Origin of the sequence: Chryseobacterium koreense CCUG 49689 (assembly GCF_001045435.1) — a bacterium.
In the GTDB taxonomy this organism is placed as follows: Bacteria; Bacteroidota; Bacteroidia; order Flavobacteriales; family Weeksellaceae; genus Kaistella; species Kaistella koreensis.
The window spans coordinates 173,942-199,249 of the sequence record NZ_LFNG01000006.1 but is presented as its reverse complement, the minus strand read 5'-3'; the positions used below and the strand labels follow the sequence as shown (position 1 = coordinate 199,249).

General features: G+C 41.3%; 15 protein-coding genes, 2 rRNA genes and 1 pseudogene. 15 read left to right on the top strand and 3 right to left on the bottom strand.

Features of this window, described 5'->3' with window-relative positions; genetic code table 11:
• Positions 1-115: 115 nt before the first annotated feature.
• The 3 genes from ACM44_RS05710 to ACM44_RS05700 all read left to right on the top strand — a co-directional run bounded on the left by ACM44_RS05710 (position 116) and on the right by ACM44_RS05700 (position 3,743).
• Positions 116-2,879 (top strand): 23S ribosomal RNA (locus ACM44_RS05710).
• Between the two features lie 65 nt (positions 2,880-2,944).
• A 5S ribosomal RNA gene (gene rrf, locus ACM44_RS05705) occupies positions 2,945-3,053 on the top strand.
• 177 nt (positions 3,054-3,230) lie between these two features.
• Positions 3,231-3,743 (top strand): hypothetical protein, encoded by a 513-nt coding sequence (locus ACM44_RS05700; RefSeq protein ID WP_048499064.1) that lies wholly within the window; start codon positions 3,231-3,233, stop codon positions 3,741-3,743.
• 306 nt (positions 3,744-4,049) lie between these two features.
• On the opposite strand, the gene ACM44_RS05695 is transcribed toward ACM44_RS05700, so the two are convergent.
• Positions 4,050-5,654, bottom strand: coding sequence for a BamA/TamA family outer membrane protein (locus tag ACM44_RS05695; protein ID WP_048499063.1), 1,605 nt, complete (start codon positions 5,652-5,654; stop codon positions 4,050-4,052).
• Between the two features lie 255 nt (positions 5,655-5,909).
• Here ACM44_RS05695 and ACM44_RS05690 point away from each other — a divergent pair, with 255 nt between their 5' ends.
• The 10 genes and pseudogenes from ACM44_RS05690 to ACM44_RS05645 all read left to right on the top strand — a co-directional run bounded on the left by ACM44_RS05690 (position 5,910) and on the right by ACM44_RS05645 (position 16,237).
• Entirely contained in the window at positions 5,910-7,610 is a 1,701-nt protein-coding gene (locus tag ACM44_RS05690) for a T9SS-dependent choice-of-anchor J family protein (RefSeq protein ID WP_048499062.1), read from the top strand.
• 165 nt (positions 7,611-7,775) lie between these two features.
• Positions 7,776-8,360 carry a nicotinate (nicotinamide) nucleotide adenylyltransferase gene (gene nadD, locus ACM44_RS05685; protein WP_048499061.1) on the top strand — a complete coding sequence of 195 codons (585 nt, stop codon included), beginning with the start codon at positions 7,776-7,778 and terminating at the stop codon, positions 8,358-8,360.
• Between the two features lie 67 nt (positions 8,361-8,427).
• On the top strand, positions 8,428-9,225 hold the full coding sequence (locus ACM44_RS05680) for a hypothetical protein (protein ID WP_152669304.1): 798 nt from the start codon (positions 8,428-8,430) through the stop codon (positions 9,223-9,225).
• Between the two features lie 31 nt (positions 9,226-9,256).
• Positions 9,257-9,595: a DUF3817 domain-containing protein gene (locus tag ACM44_RS05675; protein WP_048499059.1), complete on the top strand. Its 339-nt coding sequence runs from the start codon at positions 9,257-9,259 to the stop codon at positions 9,593-9,595.
• Between the two features lie 353 nt (positions 9,596-9,948).
• Positions 9,949-10,794 (top strand): RteC domain-containing protein, encoded by an 846-nt coding sequence (locus tag ACM44_RS05670; RefSeq protein ID WP_048499058.1) that lies wholly within the window; start codon positions 9,949-9,951, stop codon positions 10,792-10,794.
• 275 nt (positions 10,795-11,069) lie between these two features.
• Positions 11,070-11,396: a helix-turn-helix domain-containing protein gene (locus tag ACM44_RS05665; RefSeq protein ID WP_446662284.1), complete on the top strand. Its 327-nt coding sequence runs from the start codon at positions 11,070-11,072 to the stop codon at positions 11,394-11,396.
• Positions 11,397-11,408: 12 nt separating this feature from the next.
• On the top strand, positions 11,409-11,717 hold the full coding sequence (locus tag ACM44_RS05660; protein ID WP_002978404.1) for a helix-turn-helix domain-containing protein: 309 nt from the start codon (positions 11,409-11,411) through the stop codon (positions 11,715-11,717).
• Between the two features lie 85 nt (positions 11,718-11,802).
• Positions 11,803-13,269 (top strand): DUF3945 domain-containing protein, encoded by a 1,467-nt coding sequence (locus ACM44_RS05655; RefSeq protein ID WP_048499057.1) that lies wholly within the window; start codon positions 11,803-11,805, stop codon positions 13,267-13,269.
• Between the two features lie 6 nt (positions 13,270-13,275).
• Complete coding sequence (locus tag ACM44_RS05650; protein ID WP_048499056.1) at positions 13,276-15,369, top strand: type IA DNA topoisomerase; 2,094 nt, start codon at positions 13,276-13,278, stop codon at positions 15,367-15,369.
• Positions 15,359-16,237 (top strand): annotated as a pseudogene (locus ACM44_RS05645) (ORF6N domain-containing protein). The gene ACM44_RS05650 and the pseudogene ACM44_RS05645 overlap by 11 nt, the downstream one beginning before the upstream one ends.
• 41 nt (positions 16,238-16,278) lie before the next feature.
• Here ACM44_RS05645 and ACM44_RS05640 read toward each other — a convergent pair.
• Positions 16,279-17,037: a Swt1 family HEPN domain-containing protein gene (locus ACM44_RS05640; RefSeq protein ID WP_048499055.1), complete on the bottom strand. Its 759-nt coding sequence runs from the start codon at positions 17,035-17,037 to the stop codon at positions 16,279-16,281.
• Positions 17,038-17,067: 30 nt separating this feature from the next.
• Complete coding sequence (locus tag ACM44_RS05635) at positions 17,068-19,278, bottom strand: DUF262 domain-containing protein (protein WP_053215439.1); 2,211 nt, start codon at positions 19,276-19,278, stop codon at positions 17,068-17,070.
• A 104-nt stretch (positions 19,279-19,382) separates the two neighbouring features.
• Between ACM44_RS05635 and ACM44_RS05630 the strand changes: the two genes are divergently transcribed.
• Together ACM44_RS05630 and ACM44_RS05625 are read left to right on the top strand one after the other, a co-directional pair.
• Positions 19,383-19,820 carry a DUF1896 domain-containing protein gene (locus tag ACM44_RS05630; protein ID WP_048499054.1) on the top strand — a complete coding sequence of 146 codons (438 nt, stop codon included), beginning with the start codon at positions 19,383-19,385 and terminating at the stop codon, positions 19,818-19,820.
• Entirely contained in the window at positions 19,807-25,251 is a 5,445-nt protein-coding gene (locus ACM44_RS05625; RefSeq protein WP_048499053.1) for an N-6 DNA methylase, read from the top strand. The genes ACM44_RS05630 and ACM44_RS05625 overlap by 14 nt, the downstream gene beginning before the upstream one ends.
• Positions 25,252-25,308 lie beyond the last annotated feature (57 nt).

The following is a 25,308-nucleotide window of genomic DNA, read 5'->3' as shown; positions in this document are numbered from 1 at the left end:
ATCAGGTTGAAGAGGAGACACAAAGATCATTGACATCGACGGTAAAGACATCACAAAGAGAAAACCGAGCGCCTTCGGGCGCCGAGTATAAAAATATACTAATATAACAATTAGGAAAGAAATCGTTAAGGGCGTATGGCGGATGCCTAGGCTTTCAGAGGCGAAGAAGGACGTGGTAAGCTGCGAAAAGCTGCGGGGATCGGCACACACGAATTGATCCGCAGATGTCCGAATGGGGCAACCCGGCTGGTTGAAGACCAGTCACCCGCCGTAAGGCGGGGGCAAACCCGGAGAACTGAAACATCTAAGTACCCGGAGGAAAAGAAATCGAAGAGATTCCGTAAGTAGTGGCGAGCGAAAGCGGATTAGCCCAAAAGTCTTTATATGTTTAGAAGAACGTTCTGGAAAGAACGGCCGCAGAGGGTGACAGCCCCGTAATCGAAAGGCATATTTTGATGATAAATGAGTAGGGCGGGACACGTGAAATCCTGTCTGAATATGGGGGGACCATCCTCCAAGGCTAAATACTCCTGAAAGACCGATAGTGAACAAGTACTGTGAAGGAAAGGTGAAAAGCACTCCGAACAGGAGGGTGAAAGAGAACCTGAAACCGTACGCCTACAAGCGGTCGGAGTCCCGAATTTTCGGGATGACGGCGTGCCTTTTGCATAATGAGCCTACGAGTTAATTTTACTGGCGAGCTTAAGCACTTCAGGTGCGGAGGCGGAGCGAAAGCGAGTCTGAATAGGGCGCATAGTCAGTAGGATTAGACGCGAAACCTTGTGATCTACCCATGGGCAGGTTGAAGCTTTGGTAACACAAAGTGGAGGACCGAACCGGTTGACGTTGAAAAGTCTTCGGATGACTTGTGGGTAGGGGTGAAAGGCCAATCAAACTGGGAGATAGCTCGTACTCCCCGAAATGCATTTAGGTGCAGCGTCGCGATAAGTTTATTAGAGGTAGAGCTACTGATTGGATGCGGGGGTTTCATCGCCTACCAATTCCTGACAAACTCCGAATGCTAATAAATGATGCGCGGCAGTGAGGGCATGGGTGCTAAGGTCCATGTCCGAGAGGGAAAGAACCCGGACCAACAGCTAAGGTCCCCAAATATATGCTAAGTTGAGACAACGCGGTTGGACTGCATTGACAGCTAGGATGTTGGCTTGGAAGCAGCCATTCATTTAAAGAGTGCGTAACAGCTCACTAGTCGAGCGGTCCGGCATGGATAATAATCGGGCATAAGCATATTACCGAAGCTATGGATTCCCCGCTATGCGGGGTCTGGTAGGGGAGCATTCTATCGGCGCAGAAGCGGTACCGCGAGGTTCCGTGGAGCTTATAGAAAAGAAAATGTAGGCATAAGTAACGATAAAGGGGGCGAGAAACCCCCTCACCGAAAGACCAAGGTTTCCCCAGCCATGCTAATCAGCTGGGGGTTAGTCGGGACCTAACGCGAACCCGAGAGGGGAAGTGGATGGACAACGGGTTAATATTCCCGTACTTGCTCACACTAAAAAGGGGACGGATCGCCGTACCTGCTGGAGACTGACGGAATAGTCAAGGCCTAGCCTCCGGGCGAAGCTGCTGCAGGGAAAGCGGTTCCAAGAAAAGCCGAAGTGAAGCAACCCGTACCAAAACCGACACAGGTGGTCGAGGAGAGAATCCTAAGGTGCTCGAGTGAGTCGTGGCTAAGGAACTAGGCAAAATAGTCTCGTAACTTCGGAAGAAGGGACGCCAGCCGCAAGGCTGGCCTCAGTAAAGAGGCCCAGGCGACTGTTTATCAAAAACACAGGACTCTGCTAAATCGAAAGATGCTGTATAGGGTCTGACACCTGCCCGGTGCTGGAAGGTTAAGGAAGGAAGTTAGCGCAAGCGAAGCTTTTGACTGAAGCCCCAGTAAACGGCGGCCGTAACTATAACGGTCCTAAGGTAGCGAAATTCCTTGTCGGGTAAGTTCCGACCTGCACGAATGGTGTAACGATCTGGGCACTGTCTCAGCCACGAGCTCGGTGAAATTGTAGTATCGGTGAAGATGCCGATTACCCGCAATGGGACGAAAAGACCCTGTGAACCTTTACTATAACTTCGTGTTGACTCTGAGTAAGCAATGTGTAGGATAGGTGGGAGGCTTCGAAGCGTGTACGCCAGTATGCGTGGAGCCGTCGTTGAAATACCACCCTTTGCTTACTTGGAGCCTAACCCCGGATTCCGGGGGACACCGCGTGGTGGGTAGTTTGACTGGGGTGGTCGCCTCCAAAAGAGTAACGGAGGCTTTCAAAGGTACCCTCAGCACGCTTGGTAACCGTGCGCAGAGTGTAATGGCATAAGGGTGCTTGACTGCGAGACCAACAAGTCGACCAGGTGCGAAAGCAGGACATAGTGATCCGGTGGTTCCGCATGGAAGGGCCATCGCTCATAGGATAAAAGGTACTCCGGGGATAACAGGCTAGTCTCCCCCAAGAGCTCACATCGACGGGGAGGTTCGGCACCTCGATGTCGGCTCGTCACATCCTGGGGCTGGAGAAGGTCCCAAGGGTTGGGCTGTTCGCCCATTAAAGTGGCACGCGAGCTGGGTTCAGAACGTCGTGAGACAGTTCGGTCTCTATCTATTGCGGGCGTTAGATGTTTGGGAGGGCTTGAATCTAGTACGAGAGGACCGATTTGAACGAACCTCTGGTGTATCTGTTGTGCCGCCAGGCGCACCGCAGAGTAGCTACGTTCGGTATGGATAAGCACTGAAGGCATATAAGTGCGAAACCTGCCTCGAGATGAGACATCTTTTAAGGGTCGTGGGAGATGACCACGTCGATAGGCTGCAGGTGTAAAGCCGGCAACGGCATAGCCGAGCAGTACTAATTACCCGTAGATTTATGGCCTGATTGGGCGCCGGGAGGCGCGCTCAAGGTTTGCTCTTTGTGACACACTTTACCGTCAATATATTTAGGGTGGCTATAGCGGAGGGGCTCACCCGTTCCCATTCCGAACACGGAAGTTAAGCCCTCCAGCGCCGATGGTACTGCGACAAGCGGGAGAGTAGGCCGCCGCCAGTTTTTTTTCAAGTCCCCGACCGGAAATGGTCGGGGATTTTTTGTTTCTTGCAAGTGGAAATATTCTGATTATTCTTTATGTAAATGTTTTTATCTTTGATGAACGTCGGCTTATGATGTTTAATAGCTCAGATGAGTCGAGATGATTAGAGCAGCTGGGTAAATCTAATTTATAAGAGTATGAAAAAGCTTTTAATGCTAGTAGTTATTAATATTATTGTTAGTTGCCACTCCAATGTTCAGAGACATAAAAGGAGTGAATTATTTCATACGATTGTGCAGGCTTATATTGAATATAGAAATTCTGAAAGAGAATTTAATAGGGAAGAAAACATTTTAACAATTAGCGCTAACACAAGTGAAAATACAGAAGACGCATTTGGTTTAGATATCGGTTTTGTTAATCCGAAATTATTATATGGTGTCAATTATACGAAAGTATATTTAATTGACGGATACCGATTAATTATAGACGAGTCACTCAATAAATCTGAGATACTAAAAAAGTCATTTAAGGAGACCAAATTCGAAAACCTCAATTTAGCAGTTAAGCACATTGACTACAGTGTAAAAAATTGGTATCTTATATTTAATGATGATTATGAGATCATCGGAATTCCAGCGCCCTATCAAAAATCGGAAGTAATAAAGAAATTGCTGATGAAAAAAAATGTGAAGTTTAGGAATCTTTAGATTCCACTATGAAAGAAAAGTTGTATAAAAAACAATAAACTGCTTACCAACTGAAACCGCTTTCCGCAATCTCTAAATTTTTGAACAAATTCCAGTTCAAATCTCTCTGTTCAGAAAAACATTGCATTTAAGAAATTTACTTTTCCAAACCTGCAAAATTTCAAAAGAAAATCCACGCTTCAAAACTAGCCCCGATGGAAGCGGCTACCCCACAGCAAGCGGTGGGATTTGCGGCTGTGCGAGGAGTAATAGCGGACAGCGGGACCGCCTGTGAAAGAAAACCCAACTCTTGTTGCTCCTAAAAAATCAGAACCTTGTTAGGATCCCCCAGTGAATCTTCGTGTCGCTGAATTTTATGGGATTGCCAAATTCATTACCATTAGAAATCTGGAAACTCATCAAGCCGATCGGTAAAAAGAAATTAAACCCAAACCCAAAACTATAAAACTTTGGTTTTAAGGACAGCGTCTTGTTGTTCAATTGCGCATATTGCCCGAAAATATCGAAGAATGCCTGATTGCCGGTGACATACCGATATTCTGCGTTTCCGTAGTAATAAAAGTCGGCGTAAAGGGAGTTTTCATTGAAACCACGCAAGGAATTCCAGCCACCAAATCGCAGAAGTTCATTTGCTGCAAATTCGTTTTTGGAGCTGATCATTGCAGTTTCACCTTTTAAGTTGAGATAGTGATTGGCTTTGATATGAAAATTTCGTTCGCCAAATAAGTAGAAATTATTTTGCGCAACATTCTGATTTTCCTTCGAATAATTGGTTGAAATATAATCCGCTTCTGCGCGAATCCTGGTTCGGTACAGAAAAAGTTCTATTTCCGAAGGTTCAAGGTATTCATAAAAAGCACCGATTCCTTTTTTGTTGTAATCTTTTCCGCCTGTATAAAGGGAATCCATAACGGTAGATGTTTCAAAAGTTCCGCGAACACCTAATTTTTGCCTGTTGTTTAAGTGAATATAAAATCCGGGAATGAATTTCACATTGGCAAAAGTGGAATCCTGTCGGAAAATATTCACGTTGATATTCGTTCCCACATTCGAGCCGAAAAGGTAAGGAATATCGGTTTTCAGGTCGAAAGTTTGTCCACGATCCGGATTTCTTTGCCAATAAATATTGATGCTTTCGAAACTGTTGAACATATTTCTGAAGTTCACATTGATGCTGCCGTTAAAGGTGAATTTGTCTGTTTTATCATTTCCAAAACCAATGATTCCATCAAAAGTATTAGACTTCTTCTTTTGGGTAAAAAGAAAAATTTGGGTAGAATCCTTCGTGAACAGCGTTTGCGGTGGCTTATCCAAAAGTAGAAAGGGGTGGTTCTGCAAGGATTTGTTGATCTGGACCAGATTTTTGTCTTCATAAATTTTGCCCCTAAATTCTTTTTCCAAATTTTTCACGAAGCGTTTCGGCAGTTTTTCGTAGCCGCGAAACTCGAATGAGTCAATTTTCCGCTGATTTCCGGGAATTACGGAGACCTGTACCTGTGGAATTCCATCTTTCATTCCAATGAATTTTGACTTTACCCGGTTGAAAGCATATCCCCGGTTACGATAGTTTTCACTGATTTCTTTTTTTAAGGAATCTAAATTTTTTGTGAAGAACGATCTCTGAAGTTTAGCGTTTTTCTGGATTTCATCTGAAAGATTGACATGTACTTCATTGAAGTCTTTGCCTTTATCGTAATATATTTCGGTTTTATTTCCGTCTTGGGTAACTTTTTTTAGCTCCGTCAAATAGAAACTATTTTGCGAAAGCGAGTCCAAAAATCTCACAGCGGCGGCGGAATCTTTAACCAAAACCTTTTTGCTGGTCTGCACATCCACCACCCAGAATTCTTTTTGCTGTGCATTGAAAAGCAGGCTGGAAGATAACAGTATAAATATTATCAGGAATTTCATTAAAAAGTATTCAAGAATTGAACAGAAAATTACAACAAATATTATTTCGAAATTTTGCGATGATCCAAATATACTTAAATACGGCGCAGATCAACAATTCTTTTTTAATTTATCCACTATAAGTTAAATTTAAAAAGTCCAAAAGGGGTTCACGATTTTTTTTGAATAAAATTTACTTGATGATGAAATATATTTGTAATTTTGATATCGCAACGAAAAGCAGTAAACATTATTTAAATTTCAAATGTTCAACTTATGAAAAATCTTTTTACCATTTTTATGCTGGTTTTCTTAGGAAATTCCGCATTCTCTCAATCCTGGACTATTAACTATTGTTCCAGTGCACCCAATCTTAATTTAGGGAGCAATTCTTATGGCCCGATGAATACGGTGGCGACTGCAAATGCTACCAATCGTACAGCAGTTATTTACCCGTCAAGTCAACTGACAGGTATTGCCGGAAAAGAGCTCTCCATAATGTATTTTTACAAAGTGACTTTGCCGGCGATGTTAGGTAGCTCTGCTAATTTTAAGCTATATCTTGCAGAAACCACCGCAACCGATTGGGGTACCGCCGCGCTCGATTGGGCAACAGCAACTTCTACCGCCACTAAAGTTTTTGATGGTGATCCGCAACCTATTGCCGATGGTACAGCTGGTTGGAAGGGGTTTAATTTTTCCACGCTTTTCACTTACTCAGGAACTAAAAATCTTGCAGTTTTTATGGAATATACAAATCCATCTGCTTCGAACAGCTTCACCTGGGCTTATGAATATACAGCTTCATGCATCAGTACTACAAATAATAATACGACAAAATACGTCAATAATACTACCGGTACTCCGGGTACAAGCTTATCGAGCGCAAATTATCGAAGACCTTATATTGGCTTTACCTGGACAGGTGCTTGTTCCAGTGCAGTTTCCGTTTTGGCAACTACTAATGTCACTGCGAACAGTGCAACGATAAATTGGTCGGCTGGAAATCCGGCTCCTTCAAATGGATACAGCTATTATTACAGTACTTCCAACACCACTCCAACTTCAAGCACAACCCCATCTGGAACTGTTGGTGCAGGAATAACAACAGCAGATATTAGTGGTTTGATTGAAGCAACTAAGTACTATTTCTGGATTCGTCCAGAGTGCGGCAGCAACTCCGGAGACTGGAGTGCAATGGGATCTTTCAATACTTCTTGTTTATCAACTGCATTACCTTGGACAGAGAATTTTGATTCCTACACTGCTGCCGTCGGAAATCTTCCGCCATGTTGGGCGCAACAAGCAGCAGCGACCGGAAATGCACAGTATTCAATTGCGAATGCCGCAACACATACCTATAATGATCCTAAATCTGCTCCTAATTATGTAACTATTTATTATCATAATAATGTGGAATATTACCTGTGGACTCCTGGATTTAGCATGACCGCGAATAGTACCTATAAACTGAAATTTAGTTGGGCAGGAGACGGTGTTTCAGGATGGAGCGGAAAGGTATATGCGAATAATGCCCAAAATCCTACAGGTGCGACCACTTTAAACACTTTTGTTACTCCTTCTACAACTACCTCTGCGACTTACAAGGACGTAAGTGTTGATTTCACTCCATCCACTACTGGTGTCTATTACTTTGGTATTGGGACCAATTCCACCACAACTTCTCCATGGTGGTTAGGTTTTGACGATTTCAGTGTTACTGATAATGTATTGGCAACTAATAATTCAAATCTAGATCAAGCGGTTCAGATATTTCCGAATCCTACTAAAGACGTGTTGAATGTAAAAGGTATGATACCAACTGAAGTTTCGATTTTTACAGCGGATGGTAGAACTGTTCCTGTAAAATTTGAAGGAAGTGTCATCGATACGAAAAACCTCTCTGCAGGAAATTATGTTATTCAGATGAAGGACAAAAATGGTAATACCACAACAAAACGCTTTATTAAGAAGTAACATTCTTTAAATTTCTTACTTCCGCCACAAAAACTTGTGGCGGATTTTTTTGTGCGGAATGTATCCTGAAATTTTTCTTTAGAATCCTTTTTTCTATCTTTAGCCTCTTAATGGATTTCTTGACAATTTAGAACACGAAATTGACAAGAATCAACATTAATTATTATGAAAAAAGTAGGTTTGTTTTTCGGTTCTTTTAACCCAATCCATATCGGGCATTTGATTTTGGCCAACTATATCCTGGAAAATTCGGATATGGAGGAACTTTGGTTCGTAGTGAGTCCGCAAAATCCCTTTAAAGACAAGAAATCTTTGCTAAAGGATCACAATCGGTTTGATATGGTGCAACTTGCAGTAAAGAATTACCCGAAAATGCGCGCTTCTAATGTAGAGTTTTCATTGCCGAAACCGAGCTATACGATTGACACGCTGACTTATCTCCACGAGAAATTTCCGGACTATACTTTCGCATTGATCATGGGTGAAGATAATCTGGACGGACTTAAAAAGTGGAAAAACTCGGAAACTTTAATTAAAAATCATCAGATTATTGTGTATCCTCGCGTTTTCAATGGCGAGAAACGGAATCACGAATATCTGCAGCACGAAAATATTCATTTAATTAAAGCACCCGTGGTTGAACTTTCTGCCACAGAAATCAGGGAGATGATTAAGCTGGGAAAAAATGTGCGGCCGATGTTGCCGCCAGAAGTTTTTGAATATTTGGACGGATCTTCTTTTTATAGGTGATGAAAGATAAGAGCTGGAAGACCGAAGTCGGCAGATGGAAGACTTTTGTCTTAATTAGTTTAAGCGAATGAATTATAATAAATACATAATTTCTCTTGTTATTTTTATTTGTTGTCAGCATTTTCTGTTGGGGCAGATCAGTGATAGTATTCGCATAAAAATGGTGGAGGAGTTGAAAAAAAATTACTACTCAAAATGTGACATTGATGAAAAAAGAGCTGCGGAAGATGCTAAAACGAAAACAATTTATTACATCAATCTTCCAGCACCAAGTTCTTACAATTTCTTGCAAGGAGTTGAATTAGAGGAAATTTTAAAAAAGGACGACATTATTTTCGGCGGAAGCTGGATGGGGAGTGACCTACCTTTTCATTACACACAGCAAGAATGCTATAAATATTTCATGACGAAAAATGCTGAAGAAAAATTTGGCGAAAAATATTTTGAGGCAAAAATTGACGAAGCTCTAAAGATTTTTATTAAAAATAATCCCGAGCGAATTTTTGACTCCCGCTTTGATGAACTGGACCATAAACCAATATTATTGGGGACCGAAACATTTCAAGAACAGCGTAATATTATTGAGGATGGATTTTGGAAAAAGTATAATCTGCCAAAAGGATATGCAAATCGAAAAACTGATGAGCTTTATTCTTATGTCAGCGCGTATTTTATTTTGGACCAAAATGGAAAGATTTCTAATTTGCAAGTGGAGGCAGAATTTCAAAACCCAAAAAACAGTAAATTCAGACAATATTTTGAAGAAAGTTTAAAAAAGTATATAACAACCTTAAAATGGCAAGCTAAAACTTATCAAGGATATAATGTAAAAAGTAGGGACTATGTGAGTATCTATTTGCCTTAATAAAATCCTAAAGTAATCGCCGCTCTAAATCATGAATTTCATAGAAAAGTATCTGTCAAAATATTCCGAAGAAAAAATCATCAAATGGTTCAAAAAAGTTTGTGAATTAGAAGCCATTTCGTGGGCACTTTTGTTTTCGGCGATGATCTGGATCCGCTATGATCGAGATGGTTTGCTGCCCATTATTTACATTGCGACCATCGGAAATATCCACGGTTTGTTTTTTACCCTTTACCTTTTGCTGATTCTTCCTGCAAGAAAGATTTTCAAGTGGGACGATGAAGATTTCGTCTTTGCTTTGATTTCGGCATTTTTCCCTTTCGCCACCATCTGGATAGAAAAGAAGCTGGCTCGTTTCGACCGGGAATAATTTCATTTTTTTAGTTAAAAAGATTAATATAGCCCAAAGTGGCTAATAAAGAGTAGTTTACAAGAACCGAAAGTGCTATCGGTAACGATTTAGTAATGGTGCTTACTGCACTCGCTTTCATCTGATTACCTTGTAAATCATTATTGCAAATTTAATAAAAAAAGGGTTAAGTCGTAGTGTACTTAACCCTTTTTCTGCTTTTCCAATATACATCAAAAAGCGTAATTGGAAATAAATCTTTCCCAATATGGGGACACAATGTGATAATGGTTTACATATTATTTCCAAGTTTTGGTATATCAATTAAAATGTGGTTCCGAAACAAGTAGTGATAACTTTTAACAGACTAAGCTATGGAAATCGTGTTGAGTAAAATATTATCGCAAATTCAGCATCAGGAAGATAATCTTTCTTCTCAAATTATGCAAACTGCTGATGAGGCTTACCAAATGACCTTATTCCTGAAGGAAATGCTATTTACCATAAAGATGAAAGTCTTACAAACCGGATTTAAGGATGAACAGCAGGAAATCAATTTTTTCAAGAACATTAAACCGCAGATTTTAGGAAAACTAATTTATTACAATAAAGTATTCCGTATTGAAACCACCTGTCCTGTAAGTACCGGGAGAATACATCAAAGCTATTTTGAAAACCAACTGAAAATCCTGAAATCCGAATATAAGGAAAGCATATCCAATGAAGATTTTTACAGGTACTACCGTGCAGGCAGAACAGACCGTGACCACAGTTATTTCAGGCTCGGAAAAGTCAATTACCACGATGGTTTAAAGAGTGCCGTATTTGAAATTGACCTTAGCTTTTCAACCTACTACGATAACAAAGTTGCCCACATTATAGCCAATGAATTACTCTATACTTTTTTGCTTACCAAAATCAATCCTGAAAAAAATCCCGATACCATTTTAATGAACGGGGATGCAAGCAAAGACATTTCGTGGACTAATTCACAAAATGCACTGATAGAATTGATTTACGCCCTGTATGCTTCCAATTCTATTGCATACGGTAAAATAGGCATCAGAAAATTAGCTCTGATTTTTCAAATCTTATTCCGAACGCCCTTGAACGATATACACCATTCTTTCCACCGAATGAAAACAAGGGCAGGCTCCCGGACGGCGTTTTTAGACCAACTCAAAATTTCCCTCGAAGAGTATATGGATAAAGACCTTTAGCCGTAACAGCAAAAGTGTTTCAAAGCAGTACATTTTGTGTACTGCTTTTTTTGTCCATATCTGCCAATTGGCAAAAGTTGGCAAAAAGCTACAACAAAATAACTGAAACACGCTAAAACCCTTATTAAACAAGGATTTTCCTCATTGCAAAAAAAAATCAAAAAAGTGCCAAACCAATGGGTAAGCATTGGCAGACAAACACTGCCACACTTCTGAATTTTGCCCTGTGAACATTAAACAGCAGTGCAATGAATATTATAACAGTTGACGAAGAAGTGTGGAAGCACCTCAATGAGCGGTTGAAAGCCATTAGCGAATATATCCTCAAACTGGAAGATACAAGCTACGATAGTTTGTGGCTCAACAATCACGAAGTCTGCCAGTATCTCCACATCAGCGAAAAAACATTGTGGCGTATGCGCACCAATGGGCAGATAGCCTTTTCAAAAATGTACGGGCAGTATTACTATACGATTGGTGCTATCAAGGAAATGCTCAACGCTAACGCTGTGCAGACCACCGATGAATATGTAGAGCAGCTTATGGCGAAAGGCAAAAGCTATATCGAAAAAGGCAGAAAGCTGAAATCAGGTAATAATTAAAAGCGTACCCGTATGAATATCGACAAAATGGAATTTGTGGCGTGGATGGAACGCATAATGGATAGGCTGGACATTCTTGGCAATCACATAGACGATTTACAAAAGAAGCGCAACAGCATAGACGGCGAAGAATTACTGGACAATCAGGATTTATTGCAAATGCTGAAAATCAGTAACCGTTCCCTGCAACGGTATCGCTCCATAGGCAAGCTCCCTTATTATACCATTAGCGGAAAACTGTATTACAAACTGTCTGATGTGCATCAGTTCATCAGGGAAAGTTTTAACCCTCCCTTGCCCAAACTGGATGCCAATAAATGACAAACGCTGCCTTTGAATGCCACATAACGCAAATCAGTGAAGGCTTCCTTTACATTCGACCGTGAAATTTTAAAATTTTCAGACTATGAGCGAAGAAACAACAAATAAACAGGAAATGCCCGAACAGCTTTCGGACATCTTACTCGTACTGGATAAAGAGAAAATGAAAATCCAGGCGGTAAAGAGTATAGGCGAAAACGGGAAAATGGAAACCGTTGACCCTACCAAGAAGAACCAAAATCAGTTTATGCGTGTGGACAAAAGCGGCGATTTCTTTTCCAACTTCTTTTCCAATTTTTTCAGCCAGTTAAAGAACCCTACAAACTTTACTTTCTTCAAAGTGCCTGCCCCTGTTGCTGCTGAAAAAGCAGAGGAACTGCAAAAGCACGTAGATAAGCCCACTCCACAGGGCGAAAAAGTGCTGAAAGAACACGAAGTGAAAGCAGAACCCCAACCGGATAAAAAACAAGAAAATCAAAATAATATGGCAACAGCACAAACAACAACGGAAACAAGCGAATACCGCTACAAGCCGGAGCAGATTGATTGGGACACAATGAAAAACCTCGGATTAAGCAAAGAATATCTTGAAAAAAGAAACCTGCTCGACCCTTTGTTACGGGGTTACAAAACCAATGAACTTTTACCGATAGGTATTAACCTCGGTGGTTCTATCCTCCGCACGGATGCCCGCCTGTCTTTGCAGCAAGCCGAAGACGGCAATGTTATCGTGGCAATACACGGTATCAAAAGAGAACCTAACCTGCACTTTGAGTTTTTCGGACACAAGTTTACGGACGAAGACAAGAAAAACCTGCTTGAAACGGGCAATATGGGGCGTGTGGTCAATCTCGTAAATTCCAAAACAGGCGAACTGATGCCGTCCATTATCAGCATTGACAGGCTGACCAATGATGTGATTGCGCTACGCACGGAGTTTATAAAAATCCCCGATGAAATTAAAGGCGTAAAGCTGAATGAGGAACAAAAGCAAACGCTGATGGAGGGCAAACCACTCTATTTAGAGGGTATGATTTCCACAAAAGGAACGGAGTTCTCGGCAACTGTACAATTCAATGCAGATAAACGATACGTTGAGTTCCTGTTTGACAGAAGCAACAACAATCAGCAAGCGCAAAAGAACCAACAGAACACCCAACAAAGCAATCAGCAAAGCCAACCGCAGGAAGCTCCAAAAACTTTCAGGGGCAAAGAACTGGATGATGAGCAGTACAACAAGTTCAAAGCCGGACAAACCATATATGTTGAACTGAAAGACAAAAAAGACCAACCGTATAAGGGCTATATCACTTTTGATAAAGATACCGGCAAGACCAAATTTGAGTTTCCAGGTCAGTATAAAGCACGGGTAGAGCCTGCCGAAAGCCATAAAACGCAAACTGCCGTCAATTCGGAGGGCAAGACCAACGAAGCGACCAAGAACGTCCAAGAGCCTTTGAAGTCCGGTCAGCAAACTCCGAAAAACAAACAGCAGCAGGAACAACAGGAAAAACCCAAAGCTCCTGCGAAATCCAAAGGCGTAAAAAGATAATCAAGTATGAAAACAATTATTGCAGAAAAACCAAGCGTAGCAAGAGAGATAGCCGGCTTGTTGGGAGCATCCGATAAAAAGGATGGCTACCTTACAGGTAACGGCTATTTTGTTACGTGGGCATTCGGTCATTTAATTGGACTGGGAATGCCAGAAGATTACGGCATTTCGGGATTTGACAAAGCATCCCTGCCGATATTGCCTAACCCGTTTTTATTGACCGTCCGCAAGGTCAAAAAAGACAAAGGATACACAGCCGATACTGGCGCATTAAAGCAACTGAAAGTCATTGAGCAGCTTTTTAAGCAAAGCAACAGCATCATTGTTGCTACCGATGCAGGTCGTGAGGGCGAACTCATTTTCAGGTACATTTATGAATACCTGAAATGCAACAAGCCTTTTGAACGCCTTTGGATAAGTTCGCTTACCGAAAAGGCAATAAAGCAGGGCTTCGACAACCTGAAAGACGGGACAGCATTTGACGGACTGTATCAGGCAGCGCAAGGCAGAAGCCGTGCCGACTGGCTTGTGGGCATCAATGCTACGCAGGCATTGAGCATTGCCGCAGGTAACGGTATTTATTCGCTCGGAAGAGTGCAAACGCCCACACTGGCTTTGATATGCAAACGCTACCTCGACAATAAGAATTTCACGGTAAAGAAATACTGGCAGATACAATTAACCCACAATAAAGCGCAGATTGATTTCAAAAGCATTTCCGCTACTAAATGGGAAGAAAAGCAGCTTGCAGATGATACCCTTAAAGCTATTAAGCGTGGCGCAACGGCAACCGTTACCTCGGTAGAAACCAAAAGCGTTACAGAACAACCGCCCTTGCTTTTTGACCTGACAGGCTTACAAAAGGAAGCCAACAAAAGGCTGAAATTATCTGCTGAAGCAACCCTCAATATTGCGCAAAGCCTGTATGAAAAGAAGTTTATCACGTACCCCCGTACCGGAAGCAAATATATCCCTGAAGATATGTGGGTAGAAATTCCAAACCTTGTGCGGGCATTGCAGAACCGTGAGGATTGCAAGCAAGCCCTTACCAAAATCAAATGGGGACGGTTCAACAAACGTATCGTGAATGACCTCCGTGTAACGGACCATCACGGTTTGTTGATTACGGACAAAGTGCCGTCGGTACTCAACGCAGACGAAGACAAGATTTACAATATGATTGCACTTCGATTGCTCGAAGCCATATCGCAAGCCTGTATTAAAGAAATAACCGATGTATCATTACAGGTATTGCATTACGACTTTACGGCAAAAGGCTGTAAAATTCAGGAAGCAGGTTGGCGTTCCATTAAAGGCAGTTTTACAGACGATGGCGAAGAGCCAGCACAGGAACTACCTGAACTGCATAAAGGCGACGAACTTGCGATAAAGGAGGCCGCCGTTTTGGAAAAGCAGACCAAACCGCCAGTGCTTTACACAGAAGCCGGGCTTTTGTCGGCTATGGAAACCGCAGGGAAAGAAATCGAGAACGAGGAAGAGCGCAAAGCACTGAAAAATATCGGTATCGGTACGCCTGCAACAAGAGCCGCCATTATCGAAACCCTGTTTACCCGTAATTATATCCAACGGGATAAGCGTTCTTTAATCCCTACGGAAAAAGGATTGCAGGTTTATGAGTTGGTCAAAGAACGTAAGATTGCGGATGTGGCAATGACCGCCGAATGGGAATTGGCATTACAGAAAATTGAGAACAACGAAGCGAATGCCGGAACGTTCCAAAAGGAAATGGAAACCTATGCCAAATCTATTACTGATGAATTGCTGCAAACTACTATTGCAAGCACCAATCAGCCGAAACTGACCTGCCCTAAATGCAAAAGTCAGCAGCTTATTATCCGTGACAAGATTGTGAAATGCCCTGATGAGGCTTGTAACTGGGTACAGTTCCGCACTGTCTGCGGTGTACAAATCAGCATCGAAAACATAACAAGCCTTGTCAATAAAGGCAAAACCTCTCTTATCAAAGGAATGACAAGCAAAGCCGGAAAGAAATTCGATGCTTACATCATTCTGAAAGAGAACGCAGAAAGTTCCTTTGAGTTTGAGAAAAACAAAAGCAGTAAACGCAATGGAAAATAAACCGTCAATCGTACCCAAAGAAATCAGAAACCTGATTTATACCATTCGGGGCAAACAGGTAATGTTGGATAGCGACCTCGCTGCCTTATATCAGGTGGAAACAAAGAACCTAAACAAAGCCGTAAAAAGAAATATTGAGCGATTTCCTGTGTAATTCTGCTTTCAACTGACCGAAGAGGAAGTGGAAAACTTGAGGTTCCAAATTGGAACCTCAAGTTTAAATTACGGCGGCAGGCGTTATTTGCCCTATGTTTTTACCGAACAAGGCGTTGCAATGGCATCTGCCATACTCCGTTCTGATATAGCCGTTAAAATGAGTGTTGAAATAATGGAAGCCTTTGTAGAAATGCGGCGTATGCTCATTAGCAACGCTTCTTTGTTTCATCGTTTGGATAATATCGAGTTAAAGCAACTGGAAGCCGACCAAAAATTTGAAGAGATTTTTAAGGCTTTGGAAAGCGACAAGCTCCACAGCGAAAAAGGAATTTTCTACAACGGGCAGGTGTTTGATGCCTACGCCTTTGTTTCCGATACTATCCGAAGTGCCAAAAGCTCTATTATTCTGCTTGATAATTATGTGGATGATACGGTGCTTACTTTGTTGGGTAAACGTAAAACTAATGTAACCGCTACAATCCTTACCAAAAGCATCAGCAATCAGCTACGGTTAGATTTACAACGCTACAACAGCCAATACCCTCCGGTAGATATTGAGGTTTTTTCCGATGCCCACGACCGCTTTTTAATTATTGACCATACGGAACTTTACCATATCGGAGCATCACTGAAAGACCTCGGCAAAAAATGGTTTGCCTTTTCGAGAATGGATATTGAAGTCGGCAGGATGCTTCAAATCCTTAATCCATAATAAAAACCCTCTGAATTAGAGGGTTTGTTTTCCAATCTATACTATAATTGTAATTGGGCTGTAATACTCTTATAATAAACTTTTAGTGCATCACGCTCATCCTTACCAACATAACTATTGTGAGCAACTAAACAGCGTATCTTGTACAATTCATCAACCATTACATTCAGCCAATGTTCATTCTGTTTAGGGAAATACTTTCCGAAAATTGCCCAATTCCCAACTATTATTTTTCCTAACTCTATAAAATCGCAATAAAACAAATCGCTATTACCTCGTATGGGTAAATATTTGCTCTCTTGTTCGCTTTTCTTTAATTTATCTATTGTTTCTTGTACTTTTCTTGGAATATTTACTATTTCCGTCTTCATAATTTCTTCAATAAATATTCTTAACGAATTTTCAATACAATACAAATACAAATAAACCTCCGACATTTCTCGCCCTTTTTGTTGTACATCTTGGGGCAAAAGGTTTAAATGACCAAAGTTTACATTTTGTTGTATTTCCTCTATACTATCCAATAGGGAATTTTCATCCGAAATTAAAGGGTAGAATATCTCATTAATATATTTTCTTCGTTCTGCATACCCACCTTTAGCTTGCATTTCTCTTCTAAATTCTTGAAGTGTAACACAAATTTTAAATTCTTTGGGTTGATTAGTTTTGAACTTAGAAGATTTATTCAGTTCATTTTTTAACCTTTTATATTCAGCTTCATTTTCACTTGTTATAGTAACATCAGTGGACGCTCCTGTAAGGAGTATTTTTAAACGTTCAATATTTTCTGTATAATTCATTTACACTATCATTTCTATATATTATTCAGCTTATTCTTCAGTGGTACGTAGTTCCTCTTCTTCTTCGAGCATAAAATCAAGGAATAATAATTCTGCTTTTGCTGTATCATCTTCAAATTTCAAGTCCCAACGCTGCTCCATAAATTCCAATAATTTATTACCTCTATCGAGGATAGTATCAGAGTTCCAAACATCATATCCTGAAACTTCGATTTCAGAGTGTGAACCATCAGAATAACCCTGTCTTATTTTCTCCTTTTTGTCATTATATTTTGCACTCTTCTTGTCTTCAAAACAATCATTTTGGAGGCTTGAATTTATACTTTGTGACAATGGTAAAAGATTTCCTAAACTTCCTTGAAAAAAAGGTAGCTGTGATTTTTTGTAACCTTTAAAACTGTCTTTCCAGATTTTATGTGTGGGAGTTTGAGGATAAATATGTTCAACGGAAACTTTATCTTTTTCACTCTTTACAAATAATTTCCAATCAATCTTCTGGCTACCTCTTTGTCTTACTTTTTCCATTTCATATTCATATAAGAAATATCGAAGCCCATTCCAGTAATAAAACCCGCCTCCGCTTTTGAATTTCTTATCAATGAACTTTTGGAAATATGTATAATCGAAATAGGTTTCTTCCGAATTTTCAGGTGTATAAAAACAGTAATTCATTCTATCATTCAATCGTTGAATGATACTGTTGATTGTCAATTCTCCATTTCGCAACTGCCTTGCTGCACGATAAAATTCACTATTTCTATATGTCGAAAAGGCTCGGCTAAGCCTGAATGTAATAAATATAAAACGTTCAATTGCTTTAAGTAATTCAACTCGCTTATCCGAATTAATGTCCTTGTTTAAAAAAGCTACAGTTACAAGTGGACGGAAATAAATTATACCTATTCTGTTCAGTCGGTCTATCCACAGACTTTCCTGTGCGGTTAAGTCTAAATTGTTTACCGGATTATGGGTATTATACCAATGAACAGCAGCGGATTTTAAGCTATTTACGTAATCTTCAATTTCTTTTGGAGAAAGTTGGGAACGCATCACTATTATTTCCTCTTCTCCATTTGCCTCGACTTCTTCTTGGTCGGTATCTTCATCTTCCCTGACTTCTTCAAATTCCTGTATTGAACTAAGTCTTACTTCAGTTTTAGCATAAATATTTTGTGGTGTAAACTTCTGTTCTAATAAAAACCTGATATAGTCGTCGCCTTTTTCCCTTGTGTATTGAAAATACATAATCCAGTGAGCCACTAAAAAATCATCATCGTTAAGTGGATTTTTTTTATTTCTTCCAAGTTGATAATAAACTTCTTTCCAAGCATCATTGATTTTTTCACGCAAAGAAATGCGCTCGTCATTTTTTAATTCTTTTTCATCGTACAAAGTGGTTAGATAAATCAGGCGATTTTTAAGAAGCTCTAAATTTGACAGCTTCTTTCCACGATTGTTCATCGTTTCAAATGCAACGAAAACATCAAAATCATCACTTATTTCATAGACATTAAACATCATATTCTGTGTAACCTTTTTGAACAATGCCTCGATTTCGCTCAAACCATATTTATCAAAATAATTTTGCAGATTTTCTTTGAAAAAGCGTTTGGCATTTTCAAGGTTGAGTGTATAAAAAGTTTCCTGAATTGTTCCGCTATCGGGTTCCAAAAAGATTTTATGCCGTAGAAATTTGAAACTTGGATTATCAACCTCGTATCCAAACTTGTATGTTTTGATAATGAATTGCGGTGGTTTTTCGACTACTAAATATTCTTCCTTAATTGCTTTTAGACTGAAAGAGCCAAGATAAATTTCTTCATCCTTTTTATCCTTGTTTTCAGGTATAGCTTTGAGTTGTTCCGAAATGGCTTGTATGAAAATCACAAATGTTGTTAGGCGTTGTTGTCCATCAACAATATGAAAAGGCTTAAAACCCCTATCTTCAATTAGCCAACGCTCATCATTCCAATTATTCCAAATGTTTTTATCTACTTTCTTTAATGAGAGTAGTCCTGTATAATGAAACCTATCAGTTGGAAGATTTACTAAATCCTCCCAAAAATCTCTTAGTTGTCGTGTTGTCCAAGCGTAGCCACGCTGGTAATCAGGAATTTTAAAAATTCTGTCTTTAAAAATACTTTTTAGAGGTTCTAATTCATTCATATTTCTTACCTGTCGATTAATTGTTTGCTCTGATAGCACAAAAATACAAATTAAATCCCTGGCTATTAATTCCATTACGCCAAATCCTGCCTTTCAAAGCCAAACCCTGCAACATTATCAAAGGCATTTGCTCCTGCTTATAATTTTAGGATTTAAGTAAAATTCTAAACAAAATAAGTATGGATGTACAGCAAAAAGACCTGTCGTATTTCAGGTTACGACTGCAAGAATTATTAAACAGCAGCTTTCCCGAAAAGGCGCACGACCAAAAATTTATTGACCAACGGTCTTCGTGGGCTGCCAATGCTTATGAGGGTGCTTTCCGTTCGGGAAACGCCGTTGAGCAATGCGACGAAATAGCCAACTACATACTTTTTGAGGGCTTGCACTTCTCCAAGTTCGATACGGTTTTCAAAGTGGTATGCAATGAGTTTGATACCATAATGGCAGACGAGGAACTGCGACCGTTCGCCCTTAAAATGTTTCCCGTTTGTGAGCCTGTTTTCGCAGGATATGAATTAACTGATGATTTCGCCAACGGAAATGAGTTTGATGTACTCTATACCGAACTGACCGGAACCATCTCAATATGGATTGAGGAAAATGGGCTTCAGTAAGCGGTTCCATCTCCAACAGAATATTGATGCCCTGCGAATTGTTTTTAAACTGGAAAAGGAGAAACGGCAAGCCACCGTAGGCGAAAGACTGCTAATGATGCGATACAGCGGATTTGGCGGTCTTAAATTCGTTCTGAACCCCGTAGAAAGCGAAATAGACATCAATCATTGGAGAAAAACAGAACACGACCTTTTTCCACTTACGCAGGAACTCCACCAACTACTCAAAGAAAATTCCGAAGATGATAAGCAATACCGCAGGTATGTGGACAGTATGAAAAGTTCCGTACTGACGGCTTTTTATACACCGCCAAAAGTTATAGATGCCATTTCGTCCGCCTTGCGGGATAATGGTCTGCACATTGACAAATTCCTCGAACCCTCCGCAGGTATAGGTTCATTCATACAATCCTTTTCGGAAAATCAGAAAGCCAGTGTTACCGCTTATGAAAAGGACTTGCTTACAGGCAAGATTTTAAAGCAGCTTTACCCCGAAAGTAATATCCGTATAAACGGTTTTGAGGAAATCCCCGAAAGGGAACAAAACAGCTATGATGTAGTTGCCAGTAATATCCCTTTTGGCGACACTTCCGTATTTGACCTTTCTTATTCCCGTAGTAGAAACAGCGCAAAGGAACAAGCTGCCCGAAGCATACACAATTATTTTTTTCTGAAAGGTGCTGATATGCTCCGTGAGGGCGGGTTATTGGCTTATATTACTTCGCAGGGCATCCTCAATAGCCCTAAAAACGAACCCATACGCAGGGCGTTAATGCAGGATAATAATTTGGTTTCGGTTGTGAGATTACCCAACAACCTGTTTACCGAATATGCAGGTACGGAAGTGGGCAGCGACCTGATTATCCTGCAAAAAAATACGGCAAAAGAAAATCTGAACGAAGCGGAAGAACTGTTTTGCCAAAGCAAGCCAACCGAATACAATACTCCTGGCAATGCGCTCTTTCAAGATAGTGCAAGAATTATCCATACCGACCAAAAATTAGATACCGACCCATACGGTCAACCTGCCTTAATCTATACGCATAAAGACGGTGTTGAGGGGATTGCCAAAGATTTAAAACAAATGCTTTCCGAAGATTTTGGAAAGCACCTGAATTTGAATTTATACAGAGGCGAACGTGACGAAGAGCCTGTTATACAAATCCCGATTGAACCAAAGGTTACACCTCCGGTTATTGAGCCTGTAATCATTCAGCAAAAACCGCAAGCTGTACCCACTCCGGCAGTCCATCAGGAAAGCCCGCAGGAATTAAAGCAACTAAGTATTTTTGACCTGTTTGAAAGTGCAGGCGAACCTGTAATGGTTCTTGCTCCGCCTAAAAGAACCACCCAAACCAAAAGGCAAAGCACCAAAAAAAGAAGAGGCACAATAGGTCGTCAGCCCGACCTGTTCAGCAGTGCAAGGCAGCAACCTAATACGCTATTAAAATCTAATGGTGCTGCCAATGGAACAACCCAAGTTAACGGTAAAAAACAGGAAGCCATCGGCGACCTGTTTTCACAGATAAACGGTAATGGCCAGTCTGATAAGACAGCCATTACCGCTACCAATATTAATGCTATTCCTGAACCTGCCCCGTACACTGGCGAACTGCAATCGTTCCATCGTAACGATTGCCTTGTGGTGGATAACGGTTGGGTGGGTTATCTGCAAGATGTGCAAAAGAACGAAGAAAAGGCAGCAGCAATCTTTCATCCATTGCAGTTGCCGACCTCACAGAAAGCAAGAGCCGAAGCCTACATAGCCGTAAGGGACAGTTACATCAACCTATACCAAAAAGAAGCAGAAAAGCAGACCGAACACAGGGAAGAACGGGAAACGCTGAACCTCCTGTACGATGCCTTTACCAAAAAATACGGCAATCTCAATGCTGCCGATAATGCCAAGCTGATAAAGACAGACAGCGCAGGTAAAGAAATTCCCTATCTGGAGCGTATCATCGGCGGCGTAATCCACAAAGCGGATATATTCAGCCGTCCCGTTAGTTTTTCTACTACCACATTAGCAACCGATAATCCCGAAGAGGCTTTAGCCGCCTCGCTGAACAAATACGGAAACGTGGATTTGGGCTTTATGTCCGAAATCAGCAGCCTGCCTGCCGATACCTTGAAAGAAGCCCTGCACGGTCGGCTGTTCTACAATCCGCTACAACTGGAATACGAAATAGCCGAACGTTGGATAGCAGGCAACGTAGTTGAGAAAGCCGATGAAGTAAGAGCCTATCTCGAAAACAATCCTGATGATACCGAAGCCAAAGAGAGCCTTACCGCTTTAGAGGAAGCCCGACCAAAACGTATCGAATTTGAGGAACTGGATTTTAACCTCGGAGAGCGGTGGATACCTACCGGAATTTATGCCCGCTTCGCTTCGCACCTGTTCGATGCGGACGTGCTGGTTCATTATTCCGAAAGCTCCGACGACTTTTCCGTGAAGTGTCATCAGGGCAATATGCACATTTGGGAAAAATATGCGGTCAAAGCGGAAAGCCGCACGTTTGACGGTATTGCTCTGCTCAAACACGCCCTTGTCAATACCACGCCTGATATTACCAAAAAAGTAATGGTTGGCGACCAAGAGGTCAAAGTACGGGATATGGAAGCCATACAAATGGCGAACACCAAGATTGACGAAATCCGTACCGCCTTTACCGATTGGCTACAAGCACAAAACGATGAGTTTAAAAACAGGCTGACCGACCAGTACAACGATACCTTTAACTGCTTCGTTCGCCCGAACTATGACGGAAGCCATCAGGAATTTCCGGGGTTAGACCGTAAGGGAGCAGGCATTGAAGACCTCTATTCGAGCCAAAAGGACACCGTTTGGATGATAAAACTGAATAACGGTGCTATCTGCGACCACGAAGTAGGCGCAGGAAAAACGCTGATAATGTGTACCGCAGCGCAGGAAATGAAGCGTTTGGGATTAGCCCATAAGCCAATGATTATCGGATTGAAAGCGAATATACCTGCCATTGCCGAAGACTACCGCAAAGCCTATCCGCACGCTAAAATCCTTTATCCAGGTATTGATGATTTTACGCCAAAGAAACGCCTGCGTATTTTCGGGGATATTAAAAATAACGATTGGGATTGTGTGCTACTCACACACGACCAGTTCGGAATGATACCGCAGTCGCCCGAAATACAAAAGGAAATCCTCGAAATAGAATTAGATAGCGTAGAGCGTAACCTCGATGCCCTGAAATCGCAAGGCAAGGAAGTGACAAGGGGAATGCTCGCCGGAGTAATCAAGCGGAAAGAAAATCTTGAAGTAAAGCTGAAAACGCTGCAACACGATATTGAAAACCGCAAAGATGATATTGTGGACTTTAAGATGATGGGCATAGACCATTTGTTTGTGGACGAAAGCCACCAGTTCAAAAACCTGATGTTCAATACCCGTCATACACGGGTTGCCGGACTGGGTAACGTGGACGGCAGCCAAAAGGCACTGAACTTGCTTTTTGCAATCCGCACTATTCAGGAGCGTACCAATGCGGATATGGGTGCAACCTTTCTTTCGGGTACAACTATCAGCAATTCATTAACGGAGCTGTACCTGCTGTTCAAATACCTGCGCCCCCGTGCATTGGAAAAACAGGGTATTCATTCTTTTGATGCGTGGGCGGCTATCTATGCAAGGAAAACGACCGATTATGAATTTTCGGTAGCTAACAATATCGTAGCGAAAGAACGTTTCCGCTACTTTATCAAAGTGCCGGAACTGGCGCAGTTCTATTCTGAAATCACGGATTACAGAACGGCAAAGGATATTGGCATAGACCGCCCCAACAAGAACGAGGTATTGTACAATATTCCGCCAACGCCCGACCAAGAAGCCTTTATACAAAGCCTGATGGCTTTTGCCAAAACGGGCGATGCAACTTTGCTCGGTAGAGAACCATTATCGCAAAGGGAAGAAAAAGCAAAGATGCTCATTGCTACGGACTACGCCCGTAAGATGTCGCTCGATATGCGTATGGTAAGCCGTATATATGAAGACCATCCCGACAACAAGGCTTCGCATTGTGCGACAAATATCGCCAAGTATTACAACCAGTTCAATGCACAGAAAGGAACGCAGTTCGTTTTCTCGGATTTGGGGACCTATAAGCCGGGCGAATGGAATGTGTACTCTGAAATCAAACGCAAGCTCGTGGAAGACCACGGCATACCTGCACACGAAGTAAGGTTTATTCAGGAAGCGAAAAATGATAAGCAACGTAAGGAACTTATCAACGGGATGAACGAGGGAAAAATCCGTGTGCTGTTCGGTTCTACGAGTATGTTGGGTACGGGTGTCAATGCACAGAAAAGAGCCGTTGCCGTGCATCATTTAGATACACCTTGGCGACCGTCGGACCTTGCCCAAAGGGACGGGCGGGCAATCAGAAAAGGCAATGAGATTGCCAAATTCTTTGCCGATAATAAAGTGGCTGTGATTATCTATGCAGTTGAAAAATCGTTGGACAGTTACAAATTCAACCTGCTGTATAATAAGCAGCTTTTCATCGACCAGTTAAAGACTAACAACCTGACCAAAAGAACGATTGACGAGGGAAGTATGGACGAAAAATCGGGAATGAACTTTTCGGAATATGTGGCAATCCTGTCAGGAAATACAGACCTGTTGGATAAAGCCAAACTGGAAAAACAGATTGCCGGACTGGAAAGCGAAAAGCAGGCGTTCAACCGTTCTAAATACAGTGCGAAATATAAATTGGAAGACTATACGGCAGAATTGGACAAAGCCAAATCTCGTTTTGACCGCATGAGCTTAGATTGGAATAATCTGCAAAGGCGTGTTCAAAAATGTCCAGACGGTTCTATTGCCAATCCTATTCAATTAGAGGGCTTATCGGCTAATGCAGATGTAAAACAAATCGGTGCTAAGCTCAATCAGCTAGCAGAAAAAGTCCGTACAGGTGGCGATTATGAAGAAATCGGCAGTTTGTATGGTTTTCAGCTCTTGGTAAAAACCGAAATTTCTCAAAAAGAAGGCATTGATATTCGGGTAAACCGCTTTTTTGTACAGGGCGAGGGAAACATTAAATACACGCACAACAACGGTGCAATGGCTAAAGACCCCGAAACAGCAGCAATCAATTTTTTAAGAGCTTTGGAAAAATTACCTTCTTATATCAAGAAAGAAAAGGAAAATATAGACGAGTTTCAAAAAGATCTGCCTGTTCTTCAGCAGGTGGTTAATGGCACATGGTCTAAGGAAAATAGATTAAGTGAACTTAAAACAGAACTCGCTGCTGTCGAAAGAAAAATACAATTGTCCATTGAGCCTGTTAATCAGATTGAAGAACCTGCTGAACAAGTCGAAAAAAAGGAAAATCAGAAGATTTCAGAAAGTATTATCAGAACGAAAAGTGTTCATTTACCAAGAGGTATATTGTGAATGTAAATGGATTAATAAAGAAAACGGGAATCTGTAAGTTTCCGTTTTCTTTTTAAT

Coding starts and splice junctions, on each gene's coding strand:
- ACM44_RS05700 (WP_048499064.1), top strand. CDS start 3,231: ATGAAAAAGCTTTTAATGCTAGTAGTTATTAATATTATTGTTAGTTGC.
- ACM44_RS05630 (WP_048499054.1), top strand. CDS start 19,383: ATGGATGTACAGCAAAAAGACCTGTCGTATTTCAGGTTACGACTGCAA.
- ACM44_RS05655 (WP_048499057.1), top strand. CDS start 11,803: ATGAGCGAAGAAACAACAAATAAACAGGAAATGCCCGAACAGCTTTCG.
- ACM44_RS05650 (WP_048499056.1), top strand. CDS start 13,276: ATGAAAACAATTATTGCAGAAAAACCAAGCGTAGCAAGAGAGATAGCC.
- ACM44_RS05640 (WP_048499055.1), bottom strand. CDS start 17,037: ATGAATTATACAGAAAATATTGAACGTTTAAAAATACTCCTTACAGGA.
- ACM44_RS05660 (WP_002978404.1), top strand. CDS start 11,409: ATGAATATCGACAAAATGGAATTTGTGGCGTGGATGGAACGCATAATG.
- ACM44_RS05635 (WP_053215439.1), bottom strand. CDS start 19,278: ATGGAATTAATAGCCAGGGATTTAATTTGTATTTTTGTGCTATCAGAG.
- ACM44_RS05680 (WP_152669304.1), top strand. CDS start 8,428: ATGAATTATAATAAATACATAATTTCTCTTGTTATTTTTATTTGTTGT.
- ACM44_RS05695 (WP_048499063.1), bottom strand. CDS start 5,654: ATGAAATTCCTGATAATATTTATACTGTTATCTTCCAGCCTGCTTTTC.
- ACM44_RS05670 (WP_048499058.1), top strand. CDS start 9,949: ATGGAAATCGTGTTGAGTAAAATATTATCGCAAATTCAGCATCAGGAA.
- ACM44_RS05690 (WP_048499062.1), top strand. CDS start 5,910: ATGAAAAATCTTTTTACCATTTTTATGCTGGTTTTCTTAGGAAATTCC.
- nadD (WP_048499061.1), top strand. CDS start 7,776: ATGAAAAAAGTAGGTTTGTTTTTCGGTTCTTTTAACCCAATCCATATC.
- ACM44_RS05675 (WP_048499059.1), top strand. CDS start 9,257: ATGAATTTCATAGAAAAGTATCTGTCAAAATATTCCGAAGAAAAAATC.
- ACM44_RS05625 (WP_048499053.1), top strand. CDS start 19,807: ATGGGCTTCAGTAAGCGGTTCCATCTCCAACAGAATATTGATGCCCTG.